General features: G+C 42.5%; 24 protein-coding genes and 2 pseudogenes. 7 read left to right on the top strand and 19 right to left on the bottom strand.

Going from position 1 to position 23,829, the window contains the following annotated elements:
- Positions 1 to 76 precede the first annotated feature (76 nt).
- Together AB5706_RS08845 and AB5706_RS08840 are read right to left on the bottom strand one after the other, a co-directional pair.
- Entirely contained in the window at positions 77 to 1,324 is a 1,248-nt protein-coding gene (locus tag AB5706_RS08845) for a stage II sporulation protein P (RefSeq protein WP_226840970.1), read from the bottom strand.
- Between the two features lie 116 nt (positions 1,325 to 1,440).
- Positions 1,441 to 1,601 (bottom strand): annotated as a pseudogene (locus AB5706_RS08840) (DUF6783 domain-containing protein).
- Between AB5706_RS08840 and AB5706_RS08835 the strand changes: the two are divergent.
- A pseudogene (locus tag AB5706_RS08835) lies at positions 1,557 to 1,655 on the top strand (DUF6783 domain-containing protein); the annotation flags it as partial. The pseudogenes AB5706_RS08840 and AB5706_RS08835 overlap by 45 nt on opposite strands.
- Here AB5706_RS08835 and gpr read toward each other — a convergent pair.
- On the bottom strand, positions 1,609 to 2,520 hold the full coding sequence (gene gpr / locus AB5706_RS08830; RefSeq protein ID WP_118579888.1) for a GPR endopeptidase: 912 nt from the start codon (positions 2,518 to 2,520) through the stop codon (positions 1,609 to 1,611). The pseudogene AB5706_RS08835 and the gene gpr sit on opposite strands and share 47 nt — an antisense overlap.
- A 323-nt stretch (positions 2,521 to 2,843) precedes the next feature.
- Here gpr and rpsT point away from each other — a divergent pair, with 323 nt between their 5' ends.
- Positions 2,844 to 3,107 carry a 30S ribosomal protein S20 gene (gene rpsT, locus AB5706_RS08825; RefSeq protein WP_330382769.1) on the top strand — a complete coding sequence of 88 codons (264 nt, stop codon included), beginning with the start codon at positions 2,844 to 2,846 and terminating at the stop codon, positions 3,105 to 3,107.
- 144 nt (positions 3,108 to 3,251) lie between these two features.
- Here rpsT and holA read toward each other — a convergent pair whose 3' ends face one another.
- The 8 genes from holA to AB5706_RS08785 all read right to left on the bottom strand — a co-directional run bounded on the left by holA (position 3,252) and on the right by AB5706_RS08785 (position 11,483).
- Positions 3,252 to 4,238, bottom strand: coding sequence for a DNA polymerase III subunit delta (holA, locus tag AB5706_RS08820; protein ID WP_148461738.1), 987 nt, complete (start codon positions 4,236 to 4,238; stop codon positions 3,252 to 3,254).
- Between the two features lie 169 nt (positions 4,239 to 4,407).
- Positions 4,408 to 6,786: a ComEC/Rec2 family competence protein gene (locus AB5706_RS08815; protein WP_173773093.1), complete on the bottom strand. Its 2,379-nt coding sequence runs from the start codon at positions 6,784 to 6,786 to the stop codon at positions 4,408 to 4,410.
- A 61-nt stretch (positions 6,787 to 6,847) separates the two neighbouring features.
- The gene (locus AB5706_RS08810) at positions 6,848 to 7,786 is read right to left on the bottom strand and encodes a GerMN domain-containing protein (RefSeq protein WP_173716154.1); all 939 of its coding nucleotides are present in this window, start codon (positions 7,784 to 7,786) and stop codon (positions 6,848 to 6,850) included.
- A gap of 10 nt (positions 7,787 to 7,796) precedes the next feature.
- Positions 7,797 to 9,224 (bottom strand): sensor histidine kinase, encoded by a 1,428-nt coding sequence (locus AB5706_RS08805; RefSeq protein ID WP_148461740.1) that lies wholly within the window; start codon positions 9,222 to 9,224, stop codon positions 7,797 to 7,799.
- Positions 9,225 to 9,227: 3 nt separating this feature from the next.
- Complete coding sequence (locus tag AB5706_RS08800) at positions 9,228 to 9,917, bottom strand: response regulator transcription factor (protein WP_148461741.1); 690 nt, start codon at positions 9,915 to 9,917, stop codon at positions 9,228 to 9,230.
- Between the two features lie 13 nt (positions 9,918 to 9,930).
- The gene (locus AB5706_RS08795) at positions 9,931 to 10,767 is read right to left on the bottom strand and encodes a helix-hairpin-helix domain-containing protein (protein ID WP_233455990.1); all 837 of its coding nucleotides are present in this window, start codon (positions 10,765 to 10,767) and stop codon (positions 9,931 to 9,933) included.
- 126 nt (positions 10,768 to 10,893) lie between these two features.
- Positions 10,894 to 11,328 carry a DMT family transporter gene (locus AB5706_RS08790; RefSeq protein WP_118579731.1) on the bottom strand — a complete coding sequence of 145 codons (435 nt, stop codon included), beginning with the start codon at positions 11,326 to 11,328 and terminating at the stop codon, positions 10,894 to 10,896.
- Positions 11,310 to 11,483: a DUF6783 domain-containing protein gene (locus AB5706_RS08785; RefSeq protein WP_308768404.1), complete on the bottom strand. Its 174-nt coding sequence runs from the start codon at positions 11,481 to 11,483 to the stop codon at positions 11,310 to 11,312. The genes AB5706_RS08790 and AB5706_RS08785 overlap by 19 nt, the downstream gene beginning before the upstream one ends.
- Here AB5706_RS08785 and AB5706_RS08780 point away from each other — a divergent pair.
- Positions 11,403 to 11,684, top strand: a complete 282-nt coding sequence (locus tag AB5706_RS08780) for a DUF6783 domain-containing protein (RefSeq protein ID WP_308768403.1) — start codon at positions 11,403 to 11,405, stop codon at positions 11,682 to 11,684. The two genes, AB5706_RS08785 and AB5706_RS08780, sit on opposite strands and share 81 nt — an antisense overlap.
- On the opposite strand, the gene AB5706_RS08775 is transcribed toward AB5706_RS08780, so the two are convergent.
- Together AB5706_RS08775 and AB5706_RS08770 are read right to left on the bottom strand one after the other, a co-directional pair.
- Positions 11,653 to 12,456, bottom strand: coding sequence for a DUF3169 family protein (locus AB5706_RS08775; RefSeq protein ID WP_173716155.1), 804 nt, complete (start codon positions 12,454 to 12,456; stop codon positions 11,653 to 11,655). The two genes, AB5706_RS08780 and AB5706_RS08775, sit on opposite strands and share 32 nt — an antisense overlap.
- Positions 12,449 to 12,664: a helix-turn-helix transcriptional regulator gene (locus tag AB5706_RS08770; RefSeq protein WP_118579737.1), complete on the bottom strand. Its 216-nt coding sequence runs from the start codon at positions 12,662 to 12,664 to the stop codon at positions 12,449 to 12,451. The genes AB5706_RS08775 and AB5706_RS08770 overlap by 8 nt, the downstream gene beginning before the upstream one ends.
- Positions 12,665 to 12,999: 335 nt before the next feature.
- Between AB5706_RS08770 and AB5706_RS08765 the strand changes: the two genes are divergently transcribed.
- A complete protein-coding gene (locus AB5706_RS08765) occupies positions 13,000 to 13,329 on the top strand; it encodes a DUF1292 domain-containing protein (RefSeq protein ID WP_148461742.1) in 330 nt (109 codons plus the stop codon).
- A gap of 278 nt (positions 13,330 to 13,607) precedes the next feature.
- Here AB5706_RS08765 and AB5706_RS08760 read toward each other — a convergent pair whose 3' ends face one another.
- The 4 genes from AB5706_RS08760 to argC form a co-directional block, all read right to left on the bottom strand.
- The gene (locus AB5706_RS08760; RefSeq protein ID WP_118579743.1) at positions 13,608 to 14,798 is read right to left on the bottom strand and encodes an aspartate aminotransferase family protein; all 1,191 of its coding nucleotides are present in this window, start codon (positions 14,796 to 14,798) and stop codon (positions 13,608 to 13,610) included.
- Positions 14,785 to 15,681: an acetylglutamate kinase gene (gene argB / locus AB5706_RS08755; RefSeq protein WP_118579746.1), complete on the bottom strand. Its 897-nt coding sequence runs from the start codon at positions 15,679 to 15,681 to the stop codon at positions 14,785 to 14,787. Before argB ends, AB5706_RS08760 begins: the two co-directional genes overlap by 14 nt.
- Before the next feature lie 109 nt (positions 15,682 to 15,790).
- Positions 15,791 to 17,014 (bottom strand): bifunctional glutamate N-acetyltransferase/amino-acid acetyltransferase ArgJ, encoded by a 1,224-nt coding sequence (argJ, locus tag AB5706_RS08750; protein ID WP_294424326.1) that lies wholly within the window; start codon positions 17,012 to 17,014, stop codon positions 15,791 to 15,793.
- A 100-nt stretch (positions 17,015 to 17,114) separates the two neighbouring features.
- Complete coding sequence (gene argC / locus AB5706_RS08745; RefSeq protein WP_148461744.1) at positions 17,115 to 18,155, bottom strand: N-acetyl-gamma-glutamyl-phosphate reductase; 1,041 nt, start codon at positions 18,153 to 18,155, stop codon at positions 17,115 to 17,117.
- Positions 18,156 to 18,600: 445 nt separating this feature from the next.
- On the opposite strand from argC, the gene AB5706_RS08740 reads away from it, so the two are divergent.
- Complete coding sequence (locus AB5706_RS08740) at positions 18,601 to 19,836, top strand: argininosuccinate synthase (RefSeq protein WP_118579752.1); 1,236 nt, start codon at positions 18,601 to 18,603, stop codon at positions 19,834 to 19,836.
- Positions 19,837 to 19,978: 142 nt separating this feature from the next.
- On the opposite strand, the gene AB5706_RS08735 is transcribed toward AB5706_RS08740, so the two are convergent.
- Both AB5706_RS08735 and AB5706_RS08730 read right to left on the bottom strand, forming a co-directional pair.
- Positions 19,979 to 21,139, bottom strand: coding sequence for an AI-2E family transporter (locus tag AB5706_RS08735; protein WP_195409101.1), 1,161 nt, complete (start codon positions 21,137 to 21,139; stop codon positions 19,979 to 19,981).
- A gap of 249 nt (positions 21,140 to 21,388) precedes the next feature.
- Positions 21,389 to 21,514 (bottom strand): DUF6783 domain-containing protein, encoded by a 126-nt coding sequence (locus AB5706_RS08730; protein WP_368356910.1) that lies wholly within the window; start codon positions 21,512 to 21,514, stop codon positions 21,389 to 21,391.
- 3 nt (positions 21,515 to 21,517) lie between these two features.
- Between AB5706_RS08730 and ilvB the strand changes: the two genes are divergently transcribed.
- Positions 21,518 to 23,236 carry a biosynthetic-type acetolactate synthase large subunit gene (gene ilvB / locus AB5706_RS08725; RefSeq protein WP_368365992.1) on the top strand — a complete coding sequence of 573 codons (1,719 nt, stop codon included), beginning with the start codon at positions 21,518 to 21,520 and terminating at the stop codon, positions 23,234 to 23,236.
- A gap of 19 nt (positions 23,237 to 23,255) precedes the next feature.
- Positions 23,256 to 23,768 carry an acetolactate synthase small subunit gene (ilvN, locus tag AB5706_RS08720; RefSeq protein WP_118579761.1) on the top strand — a complete coding sequence of 171 codons (513 nt, stop codon included), beginning with the start codon at positions 23,256 to 23,258 and terminating at the stop codon, positions 23,766 to 23,768.
- Positions 23,769 to 23,829: the final 61 nt, after the last annotated feature.

Below are 23,829 nucleotides of genomic sequence, written 5' to 3'. Positions count from 1 at the left end.
TTTGTCACTTCCTTTTATATGGTTCCTGTTCACTCCGTTCACAGTAACATTCTTGACGGGATAAATTATATTATTTTTATCCTGTTCCGCAGCCCTTTAACACTCTGTTCAAAATGTCTGCAAAGGGTTCCATGGCGTTTTTTACTTCCTGCACCGTATTTGTCTGGGCACCGGCTTCCAGAAGCAGGGCTCTTTTTCGTAAATGAAGATTGTAGCGCAAGCCCGCCAGGTAAATCCCTCTGTAAAAATCAGGATAATACAACGCCGCCTGATATTCCAGCTGAAAAGAAAAAGCAAGATTGTCCTGTATGTAAGGATTTGGCAAATAAGAAACCTTCCCCTGGTCATTCGTGTAGCTAAGGCCATTATAAAAAAGAATCTGCGCAGTATCTTTTCCGTTTATTTCAGTTACCAGCCGTCTGTCTTCATCGATGCCATCTCTGTGCAGATCAATAACCACCTCCACAGACGGATTTTCTTCCAAAACCTTTTCCACGTAATCACAAGCATAATTATAGGCCTTATTCCGATCCAGTTCTCCGCTCATCATATCAAAAGCTTCTTTTATATGGATCACCTGATAACCATATTTTTCTGACAGCAAACTGGTCAGATAATTTCCAACACCCACAATCGTATCTTCCTCTTCTCCTTCCCTGGAATCGGAAAACGTTTCCTGGGAGTGACTGTGATAAATAAGAATCTGCGGCTCCAACGGTCCATGACTCAAGGAAAAATCCTCTGCCAGAAATTCAGCAGCATTTATTTTTACGGCAGATGCATCTGTGTTCTCATCTACAATGTAAAAATTGTTCATTAGATAATCGTAATCCGACAGCTTGTCTCTGGACAGATCCAGAATTGGATGCGGGAGAACGATGTTAGACTGAGGAAGGGTATTTGCAGGCTGAGTTTCTGAATTTAAGTGATTTTCACTATTTTCTATGATTTCTGACATCTCAGAGTTATCTTTATTTTCTATTTTATCTGTATTATTTATTTTTTTACTTTCCTCAGAAACACTGCTGTTTTTTTCCAGATTGGCTTCCTTGGATTTCTTTGCATTTTCCTCTCGCAAATTACGCTCATTCTCTGCAACTTCTTCTAAATATGCTCCATTTCTCTTCTCAATCTCAGCCAGAGTTTCCCCATCCATTTCCATCCAGGTTTCCTGTGCTTTTTCCTCTGTAAAATAATAGAACGGAAACTGCCTGTACACATTATGCACAATTTCCCGCATGGAAAAAGGTCCTGGCAGCATAGCCAGAACCGCAAAAAAACACAGACAAAGAAACACGCAGAAAACCTTCTGGACTTTTGTCACGAAATCACCTCTTTAAGGTTATCCTATGACAGATTTTTCCTCCGTATGTTTCTTTTTTTAGGCTAACTTTCCATATTTTCAGTATTTTTCCACAGCTCACCACCTTTACATCAGCTTCATGCGCCAGAGCGTGTTTGAAAAATCATTCCCGCAATCTGCACGCCCACTTTGCTGAAGATTTCACCCGAATTCGGTTGCCGTAGCCCGCTACGATGCCCTCATCTAGGCAAAATCTCCCACAAATTGTGACGCACATCTTGCAGAAAGCCTTTTTCAAACACGCTCTAATAGATCTCTGCAAAAGTCATATTTAATCCTTCTGAAATCGTAAAACTCAGATATTTTATGGTCTCGTCCACATCTTTCGGCGTCACAAACATTCCATGAAGATGTGGGGAAATCATTTCTTCCAAAAATTCTTTCTGTTCGGCCTCGTCCAGTGTCTCAAGCAAATGAGCCATAGAATCATGAACAATAGTCGCCGCATCCACCACCGTAGGCACTCCGATCCCAATCACTTTTACATTCAGATTTTCTTCTGTAAGACCATTTCTGTGGTTTCCCACCCCTGATCCCGGAGTAATTCCTGTATCCGTGATTTGAATGGTCCGATTAAGGCGCCTGGTATTTCTTGCGGCAAGAGCATCCACAGCGATCACTACATCTGGCCGTGTTATTTCCACCACGCCCTCCACGATTTCCGAAGTTTCCATTCCAGTCTGCCCCATTACTCCTGGAACAATTCCGCTGATTGCATGAAGAATCTGCTTTTCTGTACTTTTCAGTCCATACTCGCGGATCAGATGGCGTGTCATATGAAGATTCCCAATTACTTCCGGTCCCAATGAATCCGCCGTAATACCCGGATTTCCAAGCCCAACAATAAGCACGGACTTTTCCTTTTCCAGACCGATCAGCTGGCGTAAATGTCTGGAAAGTTCTTCAGACACTTCCCTGTGATAGTCCTCATCTGGCGCTGAAAGCCCTTCCGATTCAATTGTAATATATGTCCCCTGAGGCCTCCCCATCGCCCTGGCACCATTTTCCGTGGTTATTTTCACCACAGTGGTTCGAATGTCTTTTTCCTCATTATAATCTTCCTGAACCTCCACCCCGCGCACTTCTACATTGTCCTCTGTAAAGCGTTCTCTTGCCTCTACCGCCAAATCGGTTCTGATCTTATAAGTTCCCAGCATATCAGTTCCTCCATACTTTCCCAAATTCTCCCATATCACCGGCTCCGCCCTGCTGTTTTCTATGTGCAAAATGTATTTCTCATTGCAATTCATACCTTTCACAGCCACACCTTTCGATTTTTATATAATCTCCCCACTTTTTTGCAAAAATATGTATGTCAAGCATTTTTGTAAAAATATGTATGTCAAGCATTTTTGTAAAAATATGTATTGACAATCCAAGGTAATTATTATAAACTATATAAGCATGTTCATAGGAACGCCCGTGTCTGTTCTTATGATGCAAAAAATTAATCATCATTCACGAATTGGAGGTGTACGAATTGGCTAACATCAAATCTGCAAAAAAGAGAATTTTAGTTAACAGAACAAAAGCTGCGAGAAACAAATCCATCCGTTCTGCTGTTAAGACTTCCATCAGAAAAGTTGACGCGGCAGTAGCAAACAACGATAAGGCAGCAGCAGAGGTTGCATTAAAAGAGGCTATCTCTACAATCAGCAAAGCAACTTCCAAAGGTGTTTATCACAAAAACAACTGCGCAAGAAAAGTTTCCCGTTTATCCAAAGCCGTTAACAGCATTGGCTAATAGATATCTGAATTTTTAGTTATAAGCTTATAAGTGAAAATTAAGGCAGTCGAACCGTCATCGACTGCCTTTTTTCTGTATTTTTTTGCATTCCTGTTCAGCCCACTGCCTATTTTTGCAAACATCATAGCCTACACCAAAACGTCATCTTCTGGCTGAACTATACTTCACGATCAGTAATTCCACACTAAGCACATCCTGCAATCTGCCTGTCTTCACAGCTTCCTCTGCATCCACAAAATCCGTCACTGCCTGACGAAGTTCACTGATTCTATAGGATCTTGCACAGACTGCAATATTTTTCACCACAAAAGACGGCACTCCCAGTCTTGATGCCATCACCGGCTGAGGGATTCCTTCTTCTGCATATTCTTTTACCAGAAGCAGCTGGCGAAACTGTTTCGCCAAAAGAAAAAGAATTCTCATCGGGGGCTCCTTCAGCGTGAGAAGATCATAATACAGATCCAATGCTCTCTTCTGATTTTTCTCCGTTACTGCCCGGACCATATCAAAAATCTTATTCTGGGTCTGAGTGGTACAAACCTGCTGAATATCCTCTCCCGTTACCACATCCCGGTCACCGGTATAGGAAATTATCTTTTCCAGTTCCATCCGCAGGTTTCCCATGTCCACGCCAGTCATGGTAAGAAGGAGTTCCATATCCCGCTGGGTGATCATCTTGCCTTCTTTTTTCAAAAGCCCGGCAGCCCAGCGCATTAGCGTTTTCTCATCCTGCTGCACAAATTCTCCGATTCTACCTGCTGCCTTTACGGCTTTATACATACGGTTTCTTTTATCTACCTCATTTTCTACAAAAATAAGGCAAAGATAGTCTGGCAGTTCTTTCATATAATCAGCCAGTTCATCACATTTATTCTTAAAAAAGCCGGTATCTTCCAACAAAACCACCCTACGGTCTGCAAAAAAAGGCATGGTCTCACAAAGGTCGATCAGTTCCTTCACATCAATGTTCCGACCCTCATAATGATTAAAATTCATGGTGTCATCTTCTGGATTCAGCGCCTGCACCAGTTTATGTTTATACTGCTGTTTCAGGTAAGCTTCCTCACCATACAGCAAATACGCCTGTTTAAAATTGCCCGTCTTTATATCTTCCTGGATATTCTTCAAAATATACGCTCCTGTCATCTTCTTGTCGGTCAGGACATTCCCCAAAGGTTACTATTCACGATCTAACCAGTAGCCCCCCAGACTCTTTCAGCCAGGGTGATAGAGCTGTACCCGACATTCTACTAAACCATACCACAAATTGTGTCTTTATAAAAGTGCCTTTTTCGCTCTACATACTATTTCCCTTTTCCAAAAATTTCTTAATCCTTATCCCCTCTTTCTCCCAGCAAACTTTCACAGCACCGCTCTCCATAGTAAAACTGGTCTGGCACCCGGTTTCTTCCAGGCGTTTCGTAATTTCCGGTGACGGGTGGCCATAGGTATTGGTAGAAGAGCAGGAAATCACAGCATATTCCGGGCGCACTGTATCAAGAAACTGTTGACAGGTAGAGTAATGGGAGCCATGGTGTCCCACCTTCAAAAAGTCCACATCTTCCAACATTCCCAATTCCAGCAATTTCTTTTCCGTTTCTTCCCCGATATCACCTGTCAAAAGGCCAAGAAATTCCTCATATTTTACTTTAATCACCATACCATCTTCATTTACGTCTGCGCCAGAAGCGCTGACAGCAGGAGCAATTATCTGCAATTGCAATTTACCTGCATTCAGGCAGTCTCCTTCCTTCAGGGTTCTCACTGGAATTCCGGCCGCTTTTGCTGTCTGTTTCAGTTTTTCCCATGCAGCAGGAGGATTTTCCCACTCAGGCAGATACAAGCATCCCAATTTTACTGAATTCAGTTTTTTTACAGCCATCTCCAATATTTCCTGTACACCACTGATATGATCCTGATCTGTATGAGATATAAAAATTCCATCAATCTGAGAAATCCCCTGATTTTTCAGATACGGTAAAACCTGATATTGTCCCACACCTGATTTGTTTGTGCTTCCACCATCCACCAGAAAGCAATTCCCTTCCGGCGTCCGCAGCACAAGCCCGTCGCCCTGTCCCACATCCAGACAGCTGACAGAAAATGGTTCCGGCTCACGCCATATAAGAATAGACATGGCCAGGCATACAACTACGAAAGCAATTATTTTTCTCTCCCTCTTCCCTTTCTGTGTAAGTAGCCAGACTGCTCCTGCAAACAAAATATAATATACAGCCACCTGCCACAGCTTTGGTTGTCCTGTGATCCAGATGCCAAAAGGCAGATTCCCAGATAGTTTACATAACTCTTCATAAATTCCAGCAAGAACCTTTCCAGGCAAAATCACAACACGCCCAACGGAAAAGCTTACACACCCAGCAAGCAATCCAATAACTCCGCTTCCCAGAACAACTCCTACTGTAGGAAGCACCAGCAAATTTAAAAAAATTCCAACCAGTGAAACTTCTCCGAAAAAATATAAGGAAACAGGAAGCATGGTCAGCTGTATTCCTATAGATGCGCCTAAAGCCAGATTTGCTTTGCAAAAACCTCCGGCAAATTTTTCATATATTTGCCCTGTATGTTTTCCTAAAATCATACAGCAAATATTTTTAAACTTTTTTCCAGCATGTCTTTTCCATACACTCTTTTTTCTCCGCACATTTTCCCCTTTTTCAATACGGGATAAATCCATACTCTTTGTTAATGCAGGAACCACTACGCCAGCTCCTGCTACCGCGCTAAATGACAAAAGGAACCCACTGTTATATAAATATGCTCCTGAATCTCCAAGAATTAACATAGCCGAAACAGCCAGCGCCGTTGGCAGATCATAAATCCTTCCGGTTATTTTCGCCCCTACAGATATCAAAAACATACAGACTGCACGCATAGTAGACACACTTCCACCAGTCATCACGCCGTATTGAAGCAAAATCAGCAGGGCAATTATCCCAGACGGCCAGATTCCCATTCCAGTCTTCATCAGAAGATTATAAATTCCCATCCCAATCACACTGATATGCAGCCCCGAAATTGCCAGAACATGCACAATACCAGCCATCTGGTAGCGAAGCTTTACTTCCTCATCCAGACTGCTTTTATCCCCGAGAACAATTGCCTGAAAAACCCCGGCTTCTTTTCCACCAATTCCATTCAGAACTTTACTGAGATATTTCCTTAGATCATTCATACCTTGTCGATAAGCAGAATAATTTTCCGATTTTTTTAACAATTCCGCCTTTTTCATAAAATAGAAAATATGCTGGCTGGCATAATACTGTCTGGCATCAAATTCTCCTGGATTTCGCATCTCACCTACTCTCTCCAGATTTCCAGACACCAAAACAACAGTTCCTGCCGGAACATCTTCTTTTTTCTTTAAAAATACTTTTACATTTTCAATAGATATTTTCTTCGGTTGATTTTCCTTTGATTGATTCTTCTTTGGTTGATAAATCAGATATGTATTGCTAAGATAAACAGATTGTGAAAATTCATTTTCTGTGGTCTGTGTCACTTCTCCGCAGATTGTGACCTTGGGATGTTCCCGGATCCAGGAGTCCACATTTTCCGGAACAGGATTCCCTCTGATCAGTGGAAATCCTGCCCGGTCGGCCACACACATAAGGAGCATCAAGACCAGACACACCATGCAAAGCGGTCTTTTCGTCATTTATAAACTCCTTTAGTATTTCATTTTATAAGCGTTATTGATTGATTTTTTCAAACACGCTCTAATTCTCTTTCAGGATCAGATCTGTATTTTTACTGAAAAGACTGTACAAAGATGTTCCATCACTTAACTTAGCCTCTGTATCACCTTCGATTGAAATCTGCACTTTATCAGCAGATGTCGTATCCAGAAGAGAATTTACCACGGAATAGATCATGGTGTTCACCGGGATATCAATTCCTGAATCTGAAAAAGCGGAACTAAAATCCACATAGCACACATTATCAGACACCTCTATTCCCAGAATATCCGTATTCTGCGGAATTGTTGGATAATGCCCTTTCACCATCGGTCCTTTGGCAAGCTGTTCCAGTATTACTCTCTCTCTTGGCAGAATTCTCTTATAATATACATTTCTCTGTTCTGCCACAAGATGCTCTCCTGTCTTGTCTGTAAAATACAGAGTAAAAGTATCATACCGATACGCATCTTTATCAGAGCCCCACATTTCTACAAAAGTGTTGCCGTCAAGCAAGCCTACAGCCTGTCCCTTGGAATCGGTAAGCTCCTGATTTCCTATAAAAATCTTTATGCCGGTGATTCCTGGAATCTGAAGAAAAGTTCTTGCCACACCTGCGCGCACCAGAATCTCCCTGGTTCGGGAAATATTACTGTAATCAGCATTAAACTCCAATTCCAGAAGGGATTCATTTAAGCGGTAAGTCACCAGCTGAACTCCTGCTGGAAGCAAAGGCAGGTTCTCTCCGCTGCTCTCCTGTCCATTCAGGATTCCCATTAAATCCTGGAGCATAAATTCTGCACTTTCCTGCTCCGGATAATATCTTGTCTTTGTTACTTTCGTTTCATCTTTGTTCAAGTAATATAGATAGTACTGATTGCTGACACTTTCAGTCTTCTCTCCCTGGCTTTCCACCGAGCATCCGGTAAGAAGGCCAATGATCAGAACCAGAGCCATCGCTGTACTCAACAATTTCTTCATCTGGCACCTCCTACGGAATATATGATAAAGGAATGCGGACAGTAAAGGTAGTTCCCTCGCCTTCCTTACTTGCCACCTGAATAGTTCCATGATGCATGGTCACAGCACTTCTGGTAATCGCAAGTCCAAGACCTGTGCCGCCAATTTCTTTGGAATGGGATTTGTCTACGCGGTAAAAACGTTCAAAAATTCTTCCGATGGACTCCTCCGGAATGCCCATTCCGGAATCTGCAACCTTCACATAGAAATATTTATGGTCAGCGTCAAGGGTTACACGAACCCAGCCATCATCCACATTGTATTTAATACCATTCTCAACCAGATTGCTCACGGCAAGAGTAAACTTTACCTCATCCACATCTGCTTCAACAGGGCGGAAACTGTCCAGGATCAGATCAATGTGCCTCTTATCTGCAATTGGACGGAGTCTCTTCAGGATATCCTCCAGAAGCTGATTGATATTCAGGTGCTCCACATTCAGATCAGCTGCTTTCTTATCCATTTTTACAAGAGAAAGCAGGTCTGTGATGATCTTATTCTCCCGATCAATCTCTGCAGTGATATCGCCCATAAACTCCTGATACAGCTCCTCCGGCACCCCTTCCTGGCCCACCAGTGAATCGGCAAGTACCTTCATGGAGGTAAGCGGTGTCTTCAGCTCATGGGACACATTGGAAACAAACTCATTTCTGGACTCATCCAGAATCTTCATTCTGGAAAGCATTTTGTTGAACGCATCCGTAATAAGTGCTGTCTCTGTATAATCCGGGACAGAAATCTCCTCATTCTGGTATCCATCCGTCAAATCCTCAATGGACTTGGTAACTCTGGCAAACGGCTTTACAAGAACCGTAGAAAGCACATATCCAAGAAGGACCGCCAGCACAATAATGATTCCTGTGATCAGAAGACTCTTCTGTTCCAGCTCCAGAATATTCTCTGCAATTTCATTGGAGGAAAAGCTGATCAGCATAGCACCCTGAAGCTGCTTCACCTCCGGGCTTTTCACAGGGAGAGCCATCTCAATCTTCTGTGTCTTACTATTATAGCGGCTGGCTTCCTCACCTTTGAAGCATTTGATCACCATAGTGGAGATCAAAGTTTTTCCCTCATCTACGCCATAGGTATCCTTGATAATCCTGTAATCCCTGTCAACTAACAGAATTCTGCCGTCATACACATTAGACAACAACTCCAGCTTGCTGTTTACATCCTGCGAGCTGGAGTCATTCATATAATTCTCTTTAATTAACAGGTTACACAGAATGTCACACTGCTTCTCAACAGTCTGCTTACGGACAGCCACAGCCTTGCTCTCATAGGCCGCCACCATCACATGAGCAACAATGACACTTGGTACGATTCCCAGAATGACCAGAATGATCAGAATACGAAAACGCAGACTTTTTAAAAAGCTTGGTTTCTTTTTCTCTGGCATGGCTTATGCCTGGAAATAATATCCCACACCCCATTTGGTGTGTACATATTTGGGCTCACTGGGATTCGCCTCAATTTTTTCACGTAAACGACGGATATGTACATCCACTGTACGAACATCACCAGGATATTCATATCCCCATACAATATTCAGCAGGTTCTCACGGCTGTACACTTTATTGGGATTAAACACCAGAAGTTCCAGCACATCAAATTCTTTGGCAGTCAGATTGATTTCCTTACCAGAAATAAACACGCGACGGCTCTCACAATCCATCTTCAGGTCACCAGCCTCTATTGTCTTCGCCTTGTCTTTTTCTTCCTGATTGCTGCCTGCACGGCGCATAATGGCCTTGATTCTTGCCTTTACCTCAAGAATATTAAATGGTTTGGTGATATAGTCGTCCGCGCCATACTCAAGGCCGAGGATCTTATCCATATCCTCACCTTTCGCTGTAAGCATTACAATAGGAACATTTGAAAATTCCCTGATCTGTTGGCATACTTCAAAGCCATCCATCTTGGGAAGCATAAGATCCAGAAGAATAATGTCATATTTCTTCTCTTGGGCCATCTCCAGGGCTTCTTCGCCATCGTAGGCACAATCCACATCCATTCCATCCTGTTCCAGGCTGAAACGGATACCCTTTACTATCAGTTTCTCATCATCTACTACCAAAACTTTCCTGCTCATTTAAGAATCTCCCTTATCCAGTTGATATCTTGTCTTTTATCTTTGAAAAGGTACCCTCTTTGATACCTTCTACATTCATAATCTCTTCGATAGAAGCAAAGTCTCCATGCTCCTCTCTGTATGCAACAATGGCTTCTGCCTTTGACTGCCCGATTCCGCTTAAAGTGGAAAGCTGTCCGGCATCTGCAGTATTCAGATTAATTCGCGGATCATCGCCTACGCCATCTCCGAAACTTCCTGTATCTCTTCCAACAGTTCCCGATGGATTTTCCACTGAGCTGCCTTGAATTTCTTCCAATCCTGAATTCCCAGAATTGTCACCATCGTTCAATGCCTCTGGCACTTTCGCCATAGCAAGTTCCAGGTTCTCAGCCACTTCTTTCTCAGTAGGCACATAAATCTGCTGCCCATCTCCAATACTTCTGGCTCTGTTCAGATAATTTATGGCTGCCTCTGGCAAATATCCTCCCGCTGCATCAACAGCCTGGAAAATACGCGCTCCTTCATCCAGCTCATAAACACCTGGATTTACAACAGCTCCGCATACATCAACGAATATTTTCTGTGGAATTGGCGTTTCTGGCAGCAAATCCAAAGCTGAATTTTCTGTATTTCCCTCTGATCCTGCATCTGAAACAGCAGACTGTTTTTTGGGATTTTCCCCTGCCGCCACGTTATTCTCATACGCAGTGCTCTCTTCTCCGGCTTTTCTATTCGAGTTCTCTTCATCTGAATCCATCTCTTCCAGAAAAACCTCTTCCCGACGTGCGCAGCCTGTCATTGCAGACGCCGTCCAGAGAAAGAACAAAACTGTCCAGATTCCACATCTGTATTTTATTTTTCTTCCCATGCAGGTTCCCCTTTCGCTTTATGCGCAGGTTCCCCTCCACTCATGCTTTACCTAATCTATTTTAACGAAACTTTACATTTTTTACAATACCATTTCTAAATTTTATCAGTCTTTTATCTATTTGCCTTATTTCTCCCATTTAAATATGACAATTCCTACAATAGCCACAGCCATACCAATCAGTTTCCGCCATTGAAAATCCACTTTTTCTACACCAAACAGACCAAATAATTCAATTATATAGGCAACTGCCAGCTGGGAAATTACAATCAGCATAGCAGCCTTTGCAGGACCTAAACTTCCCATGCTTTGAATGACAGTTATGGTAATAAATGCTCCGATAATACCGCCAAGTAAAGTATATTTATTCTCCACCTGCCACAACGCGCCAACACTGTCCCTCCCGGTAAAAATCCACGCCAACACACAGACCAGAAACGCCGAAAACTGTACCCAGCCGGTGGATACCCACAAGCTGGTCTGCTTAGTCATCTCTGTGTTAAAAACACCCTGAATACTCATCAATGCACCAGATATCAACGCTACAAGAAATCCCCACATACAATACCTCCATAAACTATCCTATACTTCCAGATTCTTTCTCTAGAGCGTGTTTGAAAAAGGCTTTCTGCAAGGTGTGCGTCACAATTTGTGGGAGATTTCGCCCGGATGAGGGCGCCGTAGCGGGCTACGGCAACCGAATTCGAGTGAAATATACCGCAAAGTGGGGCGTGCAGATTGCAGGAATGATTTTTCAAACACGCTCTAAGCCAATCAATGTTCTGACAGCCTCCAAAAGGATACTCCCTTTCCCGGGAAGAAAAGGAGGTGCACTTGCAGCAGGCACCTCCATAATAGTATTATATGTATTTTTCAAAGATTCATTCACTTCGCAAGTTTTTCGCTTTTTTTCGTAACGCAGCACCGGCAGTAATTAGACGCCGATAAGATCCAGAGAAAAGCAGGAATGATAATAGCAAGAACGCCCGTATTCCATACCATATGAAGCAGCATGGCTACCAATGTGCAAAAAGGAAGTACCTTTCCAGTCAGCAGATAAGTCTTATAGCTTGCTTCGTAAATTTCTTCCTTCTCTGCTTCGTCACAGCTTGCAAGCCACTGCTCCTGAAAGTTTATAGAAGTAGGATCACCTTTCTTATCCGGATAAATTCTCTGAACCAGCTTTATATAGCGAATCTGCCACATACCAAAATATCCAACCATTCCCACAAACACAACCAGTCCTGCTAAGAACATCCATATCTCACCGTCACTCTGGCTCTCAATATATTTCATAGAGTATCCTGGTGAAATAAGCAGCATCATAAGAACAGTTCCCACTGTACTCGCAATCATCCCCCAGCTGGAGGACACTTCAATATGATACTGCAATTCATGATATTCTTCATCCTCTGCATCCTGTATCTGGCTTCCCATTCTCTTCATCTTTCCAAAATGGATCTCACAGATCATAATACAGATCGCACCGCAGATACATTCCAGCAGCACTGTATGATCACGTACAGCCAAAAGAAATGCATTCATCCCATGCCCAATAGCTGCTATAGAATTCTCCCCAGTGTATGATGTAACAAAGCCAAAAATTCCTCCAACAACACCACCAGCCAGCATAATCAGTACCATTTTTAAATAGGAATTCATTTTCTTCTTAGATTTTCCCTTATTCATCTTCTCCATCCTCCGTATAAGTAAAAATATCTTCCACTGTCACCTGACAGATCTTCGCCAGCTTCAAAGCCAGCGTCACTGAAGGTGAATAGTCTCCCCTCTCAATCAGGCTGATCGTCTGTCTGGACACACCAGCCAGTTTCCCCATGTCCGCCTGATTGATTCCAAGCCTGGCACGATATTCCTTCAATCGATTCTCCAGCGCCATTTCAAAGGCTCCTTTCTCATTCGTAGTGTATTCAATTTTTTGAAATGACTTATTTCATTGTCATTATGACAAGTTTATTTGTCATTCCTTGTATTTGCATAATATCATTGACAACTTTACTTGTCAACAGGTTTTTTATATTTTCCCAAAACAACCTTGCAATCCTGTTATATCTCTACTGAAAACCGCTTTTCCAGTCTTTCTTCTGACATTATGCAAAAATATTTTCGAAATTTTCTATATTTTCCATCTATTCAACAGCTCTCACAATTGATATAATATTTTCAACAAATATGACAGCCGGGCTGGCATGTCAACTTGAAAGGAGAATCACAATGGCAGACGAAAAGAACATTGGTACCCCAGCAGAAGAGGAAATCGAGATCATCACCCTCACCGACGAAAACGGGGAAGACATGGATTTTGAGTTCCTGGACCTTGTTGAGTATGAAGGAAAGCGCTACGCAGTTCTTCTCCCACCTGTAGAGGACGTGGAAGGTGAGGACGAGAACGAAGATGAAGAAGTACTGATTCTTCAGGTTGAGGACGACAGAAATGAAGAAAACGAGAGCTATGTTTTCGTTGATGACGATGACATTCTCACCGCTGTTTTTGACATTTTCAAAGAGAAATTTAAAGACGAATTCGACTTCGCAGAAGAGTAAATTCACAAAAAGCTTTTAAGCAGCTGTACTCTATACAGTGTAAAAAGTTCCATCCCCCAACTTTTGACAAGATGTATGTCAGGATTTATGGGCGATTGCCGGAATAATTTTTTAAAACAGAATCTTGAGCAATAGAAAAAAGGTACCTGAAAACCATTTCAAAGTACCTTTTTTCTGTCATTTTATTCTCATTTATAGCTTAAAATCAACCTACAATGCTTTTTTAGTGAATCTTTTTTAATTTTCACCTATTTTTTCACCAAAACTCCAGCCCTGATTTACGCCAGACATTCATCCAAAATCTCCGCCATTTCATCAATATCCGCCTTGGTAATCACAAGCGGAGGCACAATACGAAGCACGTCGCTTCCTGCAGAAATAACCAGCAGTTTCTTCTCCAGAGCCTTCTTAACAATCTCTCCTACAGGTCGTCCTGCAATGACGATTCCCTGCATGAATCCCATACCTCTTCTTGCTGCAGCACACTCATGTTTTTCCACAAGTTCATCCAGTTTTTTTTCAAGATATGGGGTTAATTCCTGTACATGAGTAAGGATCATATCCTTCTCATAAATGTCAAAAACCTTGCTTACAGCCGCACATACAAACGGATTTCCGCCATAAGTTGTACCATGGTCTCCCGGCTTCAAAGAAGCCTGTGCAACCTTCTTACTCAACACAAATGCACCAACAGGAACACCGCATCCAAGCGCTTTTGCACAGGTCATAATATCCGGCTGTACACCGTATGCCTGCCATGCAAAATAATATCCGGAACGTCCCATTCCGCACTGGATTTCATCCAGAATAAGGAGAATATCTTTCTCATCACACAGTGCGCGAACGCCCTCCAGAAACTCTCTTTCCGCTGGATAAATACCGCCTTCTCCCTGTACGGTCTCCATAATAATTGCACATGTTTTATCTGTAACCTGGGCTTTTACACTCTCAAGATCATTGAAATCAGCAAATTTCACACCACCCATGAGCGGCTCAAAAGGCTCACGGTAATGTGCATTTCCAGTGACAGAAAGTGCTCCAATAGATCTGCCATGGAAAGAATGATTCATGGCAATGATCTCATGATCTGCATGTCCGTCACGTTCATAAGCATACTTTTTCGCAGCCTTTAATGCACCTTCAATAGCCTCTGTACCACTGTTTGTAAAGAAAGCCTTGTCCATGCGGCTTGCATTTACCAGCTTTGCGCCAGCTTCGATAATTGGCTCATTGTAATACAAATTAGAAATATGAGTCAGCTTATCAATCTGTTCTTTCAGTGCTTCATCATATCCAGGATAATGATATCCAAGCGAATTTACAGCAATTCCTGCTGCAAAATCCAGATATTTGGAGCCTTCGGAATCAAAAAGGTGCACACCCTCTCCACGTTCAAAAACAACAGGAAAACGATTATATGTATGAAGAATACTGGACTCCGCTTCTTCCATCTGATTATTCATGTTCATGGTAATATTTCTCTCCATCCTCTCTTAAAATAGCAGTTCCGATACCTTTGTTTGTAAAGATTTCCAACAGTAAACTATGAGGAATTCTTCCATCAAGAATATGAACCCGGTTAACACCATGCTCAATTGCTTCAATACAGTTATTCAGCTTCGGAATCATTCCGCCGCCAACATATCCATCCTCGATCAGTTTTCTGGCATCCTGAATATGAAGCTCAGAAATCAGAGATGACGGATCATCTTTATCCCTATAAACTCCCTCAATATCAGAAAGAAATGCAAGCTTCTCTGCATGTACAGCCTCTGCAATTGCGCAGGCTGCATCATCTGCATTAATGTTATAGCTGTCATAATTATCATCAAATCCGATTGGAAAAACAATCGGAAGAAAATCTTTTTCCAGCAGATCATAAAGAATTTTCGGGTTTACTTCTGTAATATCCCCTACAAATCCAATATCCTCTCCATTGGAATATTTCTTCTTACATTTCAGCAATCCACCGTCTTTTCCACTGATACCAACAGCCTGTACGCCAAGGGATTCCACATGGGAAACAAGTTCTTTGTTTACTTTGGCAAGGACCATTTCTGCTATTTCCATTGTCTGGGAATCTGTTACCCGAAGACCATTGATAAACTTAGCCTCCATGCCTACTTTTCCAACCCATTTGCTGATTTCCTTGCCGCCACCATGTACGATAATTGGCTTAAATCCAACCAGTTTCAGGAGAACTGCATCCTTAATTACATTCGCCTTCAATTTTTCATCCAGCATAGCACTTCCGCCATACTTTATTACAACAATTTTACGGTTAAAACGCTGTATGTATGGAAGCGCCTCAATCAGTACCTCTGCCTTATCAAGATATTTCTGATTTACCATTTTTTCTCTTAACCTTTCTTTCCTATATCTTTATGTTACAAAAGTCCTACAACTGCATGCCTTTCAGTCTTCCTCTGGCATCTAATTTACACACTCTCAAGCTTTAATATCAAGAACGATAATCTGCATTAATTTTCACATAATCATAAGTAAGATCACAGCCCCATGCAGTTGCTTTTGCGTCACCCATCTTCACATCTGCAATAGCTGTTACCTCATCCTCAGACAGGATTCTGGTTGCCTCTGCTTCATCATATCCTGTTGAAACACCGTTCTCAATAATCTTTAATTTTCCTGCGCGGCTCTCAAAATACAGGTCAACTTTTTCCGGATCAAACTGCACTCCAGAGTATCCCATAGCGCACAAAATCCGTCCCCAGTTTGCATCGTGACCATAAATTGCAGCCTTTGTAAGAGAAGAAGTTACTACGGATTTGCTAAGCGTAACTGCATCTTCTTTTGTCTTAGCGCCCACAATTTTCACTTCAAAAAGTGCAGTCGCACCCTCTCCGTCACCTGCAATTTTCTTTGATAAACAGGTATTAATATAATTCAAAGCCTCCATAAATTTATCAAAATCAGCACCCTCTTCTGTGATTTCAGGGTTGCCTGCCATGCCGTTTGCAAGGAGCAGAACAGTGTCATTTGTGGAAGTATCGCCATCTACAGAAACCATATTAAAGGTATCTTTAATATTTGCACTTAGTGCTTTTTGAAGCATTTCCTTGGAAATTGCAGCATCTGTTGTGACAAATCCAAGCATGGTACACATATTAGGATGGATCATTCCGGATCCCTTGCACATACCGCCAACTGTTACTGTTTTTCCACCAATTTCGATCTGTACAGCAACCTCTTTTTTTACGGTATCTGTAGTCATGATAGCCTTGGCTGCCTCTGTTCCGGCCTCTAAAGAACCGTCAAGCTTCGGAGCCATAGCCTTTACACCATTTACAATTCTATCAATCGGAATCTGCATTCCAATCACGCCTGTAGATGCAACCAGCACGCTAGCTGCAGGGATTCCAAGTATCTCAGAAGCTGCATCAGCAGTCGCCTTACAATAGCCATATCCTTCTGCTCCGGTACATGCATTTGCAATACCGCTGTTGCAGATCACAGCCTGTGCAGATGGGTGATTATAGACCACATTCTGATCCCATTTTACCGGAGCTGCCTTCACCACATTTGTTGTAAAAGTGCCAGCTGCAACACATGGAACTTCACTGTAAACCATGGCCATATCTGTACGGCCTTTGTATTTAATTTCTGCTGCTGCCGCAGCTGCTTTAAACCCCTTTGCTGCGGTAACACCACCTGTAATTATTTCCATATTGATACTCCTCCTTTGCCCGATCAGGCAAATTATATGTTTATTTTTCAATGTAACTCAGTCCTGAAATCAGGCCCGGAGCCTGTCTCCAATTTCACTTTTACGGATACATCGGAACCTGTAATAATCCTTCCGCTTCATCAAACCCAAACATCAGATTCATATTCTGAACTGCCTGTCCGGCAGCACCTTTTACCAGGTTGTCAATAGCTCCCATCATGATGATTCTGTGGGTTCTCGGATCGATCTTGAAATTCACATCCACGTAATTACTGCCCTCTACCCACTTTGTCTGCGGACACACATCCTTATCCAGAACCCTCACAAATGTCTCATTCTCATAGCATGCATCATAAGCAGCTTTTACTTCTTCGTAGGTCACATCCTTTGTCAGGGAAGCGTATGCTGTAACCAGAATGCCTCTGTTCATTGGAACAAGATGCGGGGTAAAATTAATGGTCACTTCCTGTCCGCAGGCATATCCTAACTGGTCTTCGATCTCTGGTGTATGTCTGTGTGTGGCAACACCGTAAGCCTTGATATTTTCATTTACTTCACAATAAAGATTATCAACCTTAGCCCCTCTTCCAGCACCCGTCGTTCCGGATTTAGCATCAATAATAATCGTGTTCGGATCAATCATTCCGGCCTTTAACAATGGGTAAATAGAAAGTGTAGAACAAGTTGGATAGCATCCCGGATTCGCGATCAGACGGGCTTTTTTGATGTCCTCACGGTTAATCTCACATAATCCGTACACAGCTTCATCAATAAACTGAGGGGATTTGTGCTCAATTCCGTACCATTTTTCATATTTCTTCACATCTTTAATACGGAAGTCTGCACTTAAATCAATTACTTTCGCTCTGGAAAGGATTCCCTCATTTACAAGAGAAGCACAGAGCCCCTGCGGTGTTGCAGTGAAAATCACATCAACCTCATCTGCCAGAGCTTCCATGTTATCGTCCATACATTTTGCATCTACCAGCTTAAAAAAGTTCTGATAAATTCCTGCATATTTTTTATCAATGTAGCTTCTGGATCCATACCATGCTACTTCCACATTTTTATGTCCCAGAAGGAGACGTACAATTTCATTTCCCGCATAACCGGTTGCTCCAATAATTCCAGCTTTTATCATTTTAGTGTCCTCCATTATTATGGTGTCAAAAGCATGCTTTTTCAAACAGGCTCTAGAACTCATACTTGTTACTCTGTTCACTGGCAACAATGTCCGTTTTATGAACGGAGTGAACAGTAACATGTGCTTTATAAACAATGATGAATGAATTATACATCTTCTTTGCATATTATGCAATAGTCATTTTTTCCTTATTTTCCATTCAATCTATCTTTTTTGTGCATTTCAACGCGTATTTACCTATTATATGATGCATTTTTATGCAAAGTTTTTATAAATTTTTTTCAAATTTACTATTGCATATTTATGAGTATTGTTGTATATTATTCTTTGTGAATAACGTACAGAACGTAAGAGCTGTTATCACGATGAATATTTATTCAAAATTTAATATGCTTTATAACCCTATCTGTTTCAGAGGGATAAAAGAAAAGAGGTAAATATTATGAAAGAAAAAGTTGTACTTGCATATTCAGGCGGACTTGATACCACAGCATTGATTCCGTGGCTGAAAGAAACATTTGATTATGATGTTGTCTGCTGCTGCGTTAACTGCGGACAGGGAAATGAGCTGGACGGACTTGAGGAAAGAGCAAAGCTTTCCGGAGCTTCCAAATTATATATTGAGGATATCGTAGATGACTTCTGCGACAACTATATTATGCCGTGTGTTGAGGCAGGTGCTGTATATGAGCACAAATATCTTCTTGGTACTTCCATGGCACGTCCTGCTATTGCCAAGAAACTGGTTGAGATCGCAAGAAAAGAGAACGCTGTTGCAATCTGTCACGGCGCAACTGGTAAAGGAAATGACCAGATCCGTTTTGAGCTTGGAATCAAAGCTCTTGCACCAGACATCAAGATCATTGCTCCATGGCGTATGACAGACGTTTGGACCATGCAGTCCCGTGAAGACGAGATCGCGTTCTGCCAGGCTCATGGTATCAACCTTCCATTCGATGCAAAACACAGCTACAGCCGTGACCGTAACCTGTGGCACATCAGCCATGAGGGACTTGAACTTGAGGATCCGGCGCAGGCTCCAAACTATGATGATATGTTAGTACTCAGCGTAACGCCTGAGAAAGCTCCGGATAAAGAGACCGAAATCACCATGACATTTGAGGCAGGTGTTCCAAAGACCTTAAATGGAAAGGCAATGAAAGTTTCCGAGATCATCACAGAACTGAACAAGCTTGGCGGCGAGAACGGAATCGGCATTATCGATATCGTTGAGAACCGTGTTGTAGGTATGAAATCCCGTGGTGTTTATGAGACTCCTGGTGGAACAATCCTTATGGAAGCACATGAACAGCTTGAGGAGCTGATCCTTGATCGTGAAACTCTGGAAACCAAGAAGAAACTTGGCAGCCAGCTGGCTCAGGTTGTTTACGAAGGAAAATGGTTCACACCACTTCGTGAGGCAATCCAGGCATTCGTAGAGTCCACACAGAAATATGTAACTGGTGAAGTAAAATTCAAACTTTACAAAGGCAACATCATCAAAGCCGGAACCACTTCTCCATACAGCCTTTACAATGAATCTCTTGCTTCCTTCACAACAGGTGATATGTACGATCACCATGATGCAGACGGATTCATCACTCTGTTCGGTCTGCCGCTGAAAGTTCGTGCAATGAAGCTTGCAGAAGTAGAAAGTCAGAAACAGACCAACGACTGATCTTCATAAAAATAAGCAAAAAATATCTCCGGAAGTTCTTAATCCTCCCGGAGATGTTTTTTTGCAGCTTTTTTGTTTTATGTAAACCAATTATTTTCCAGCGCTTATTTTATTTAGCAACCAGCGCTCATTAAAAATTTTCTCAACTAATTTTTACCTTCTTCTGCTCCAGCCTCTCAGACACCCATTCCTTAAACAATGTATAAATTACAGACACCAACGGAATAAAAATCAGCATTCCCACAATTCCCATAAGATTTCCGCCCAGAGTCACTGCAACCAGTACCCAGATTGCCGGCAGTCCCACAGAGTTTCCAACTACGTGAGGATAGATCAGATTTCCCTCAATCTGCTGCAGGATCAAGAACAATATAAGAAATGCCAAAGCTTTCAGAGGACTTACCATCAAAATCAGGAAAAATCCCACCCAGCATCCAATAATTCCGCCAAACACAGGAATCAGCGCCGTAAAACTGATCAGCACTCCGATCAGCATTGCATATGGAAATCTTCCGATCGTCATGGAAACAAAGAACATGCTTCCCAGGATCACCGCCTCTATGCACTGCCCGGTAATAAAGCTTGAAAACACCTTACTTGCCAGTGTACAAACATGTCCCAGATATTCCACTGTTTTCACAGGTAAGATCGCATAAGCTGCTTTCAGGACCTGCCTGCCCAGCTTCTCTTTCTGAAGGAGCACATAACAGGAAAACACAAAACCAATTGCAAAATTCATAGCCATGCTCACCAGTCCCATAGTCACGGTAATAGTGGAGGATACCAGATTGTCCGCCCCACTTCTCAAAACGCTCACAATAGAATCAATAATTTTCTGCGGATCAATTTCTATGGTAGATGCCCATTTCACAATTTCAGAATCACTCTGGAAGGTATCTGTCAGCCATTTCTGAACTAACGGAATATCTTCTTCCACCTTTTTCACAACATTTACCAGAGTTCTTCCAAGCTCCGGTGCCACAATCAGTACTACAACGAGAATCGCCAGCACCACCAGAACAATGGAAAAGAGCAGGCTCACCGGTCTTGCAAATTTTGCTGCTGCACGTCCCCTCCTGTCTTCTTTTTCCTTTGCTTTTCCAAAAACATGCCGCTCAATAAATGCCATAGGTACATTCAGCACAAACGCCATAGCTCCACCCAACACAAATGGCAGAAGAAGTCCCCACACAATTTTCACATACTTCAGCACCACATCCAGATTCTGCACTCCCAGATACAGAAGCACTGAAAAAGCGATCAGCCACCTTATCTTTTTCATATTTTCCTTATTTAGTTCCACTATTTTCAACCTCCTCCTTTCTTTCTCAGTACACTTTTGTTCTGCATATCTTACCACAAAATCCACTTTTTGACCAGTTATCCCTTTCTTTTTCCCACCTCTTTTAATTCAACGTGTTACTGTTCCCTCCGTGACCAGTAACACGCTTCGCGATGCAAAAGAATCATGCTTTGCATGATTTCGCGCCGCAATTCTCTGGTTTTCTGTGAACTTTATTGACACTTTTCCGCGTTAACGCTATAATATTGATTAAATATCGTTTGCTCTAGAGCGTGTTTGAAAAAGGCTTTCTGCAAGATGTGCGTCACAACTTGTGGAAGATTTTTTTATAATTATATTGTGGGTTTTTCCCCGGCGAAAAGGAGGTATCTTCACTAAATGAAACAGATATCAGGCAATAAGCTGCTGGTAAAAGCACTGAAAGAAGAAGGTGTTGAGTACGTTTTCGGTTATCCCGGAGCATGTACCATTGATATCAGCGATGAATTATACAAACAGGATGATGTCACCGTAATCCTTCCACGTCACGAGCAGGCACTGGTTCACGCAGCCGATGCTTACGCACGTACCACTGGAAAAGTTGGCGTATGTCTTGTAACAAGCGGTCCTGGTGCTACCAACCTTGTCACAGGCCTTGCTACAGCCAATTACGACAGCGTTCCTCTGGTGTGCTTCACCGGTCAGGTAGCACGTCATCTGATTGGAAACGATGCATTCCAGGAAGTTGATATTGTAGGAATTACCCGCAGTATTACCAAGTATGGAGTCACTGTACGCAACCGTGAAGATCTTGGACGTATCATCAAGGAAGCCTTCTATATTGCACGTACCGGACGCCCTGGACCGGTTCTCATTGACCTGCCCAAGGATGTAATGGCTGAACTGGGCAGTGCAGAATATCCAAAGAGCGTAAATATCCGCGGCTACAAGCCAAACACCAGTGTCCACATCGGACAGCTGAAACGTGCGATCAAAACACTTTCCAAGGCAAAGAAGCCTCTCTTCCTGGCAGGCGGCGGAATCAATATTTCCCATGCCAATAAGGTATTCCAGGAAGTAGTGGAAAAGACCGGTGTTCCGGTTGTAACTACTATTATGGGACGAGGTGCAATCCCTACCAACCATCCGCTTTTTATCGGAAACCTTGGCATGCACGGTGCCTATGCAGCCAATATGGCTGTAAGCAACTGTGACGTACTTTTTTCCATTGGAACACGTTTTAACGACCGAATCACAGGAAAGCTTCATGAATTTGCCCCTAATGCCCAGATTATCCATATTGACATTGACACGGCCTCTATTTCCAGAAACATCCAGGTAGATATTCCAATCGTTGCAGATGCAAAAGATGCCCTTGCAAAAATGTCCGAATACGTTTCCGACTATGCCAGCAAAAAATGGAACAGTGAGATAAACAGCTGGAAGCAGGAACATCCTCTTGTAATGCGTCCAAATGACAGATTAAGTCCGGTTGACATCATTAACCAGATCAACTGCCAGTTTGAAGAAGCCATCATTGTCACGGATGTCGGACAACACCAGATGCTGGTTTCCCAGTATGCTGAGATCACACCAGGCAAGCAGCTTGTTATGTCCGGGGGCCTTGGTACCATGGGATACGGTTTTCCTGGTGGTGTAGGAGCAAAGATCGGTAATCTGGACAAACCGGTTATCGTTATTTCCGGCGACGGTGGAATGCAGATGAATATTCAGGAATTTGCCACAGCTGTTCTGGAAGAGCTCCCACTGATTCTTTGTGTATTTAATAACGAATATCTTGGTATGGTTCGTCAGTGGCAGAAGCTTTTCTATGGCAAACGCTACAGCATGACCAATCTTCGCTCCGGTGCCCTTTCCCGCCGTACAAATGGCGAGGAATACCCGAAATATACACCGGATTTTGTAAAGCTGGCAGAAAGCTACGGTGCCAAAGGGATCCGGGTTTTCAATAAAAATGAGGTTGCCGCAGCCTTTGAAGAAGCAAAGAAAAATACCAAAGTTCCGACCCTGATCGAGTTCATCATTGATCCTGAAGAAATGGTTTATCCGATGGTAAAGCCTGGCGGAACACTGGAAGATTTAATTATGGATTGTTAATTAACAGGAGGTTTATCCAATGGCAGATAAAGGCATGAAAAAAAGATGGATTTCCCTCTACGTAGAAAACCAGGTAGGTGTTCTGTCCAAGATTTCCGGACTTTTCTCCGGCAAAAGCTATAACCTGGACAGCCTCACCGTTGGTACTACAGAGGATCCTACCGTTTCCCGAATGACCATCGGAACTGTAAGCGACGATGAAACGTTCGAACAGATCAAGAAACAGCTGAACCGAATGGTAGAAGTCATCAAAGTTATTGATTTCACCAATATGTTCGTCCGCATGAAAGAGATTCTTTACATCAAGGTTTTTAACTGCTCTTCTGAGGACAAAGTTGAATTATTCCAGATTGCTGAGACTTTCAAAGCCAGAGTCATTGATTACGGTAAAGACAGCCTGCTTCTGGAATTCGTACAGACAGCGACCAAAAATGATGCAGTTGTCAAACTGATCAAAGAAGAATTCGGCCGCATCGAAGTAGTCCGAGGTGGAAGTGTAGGAATTGAATCCATCAGCATGATGGAAAGATAATTTAAACGATGATGCCCCTCCTGTTAAAGGAGGGCATTTTTGTAAATTTTACGAGGGGATA

It is taken from the genome of Ruminococcus sp. RTP21484sp1_RTP21277st1_D2_RTP21277_210401 (assembly GCF_040924225.1).
GTDB classification, from domain to species: domain Bacteria; phylum Bacillota; class Clostridia; order Lachnospirales; family Lachnospiraceae; genus Blautia_A; species Blautia_A faecis.
Note: the sequence above shows the minus strand (reverse complement) of the source record. Positions and strands in the feature narration are given on the sequence as shown.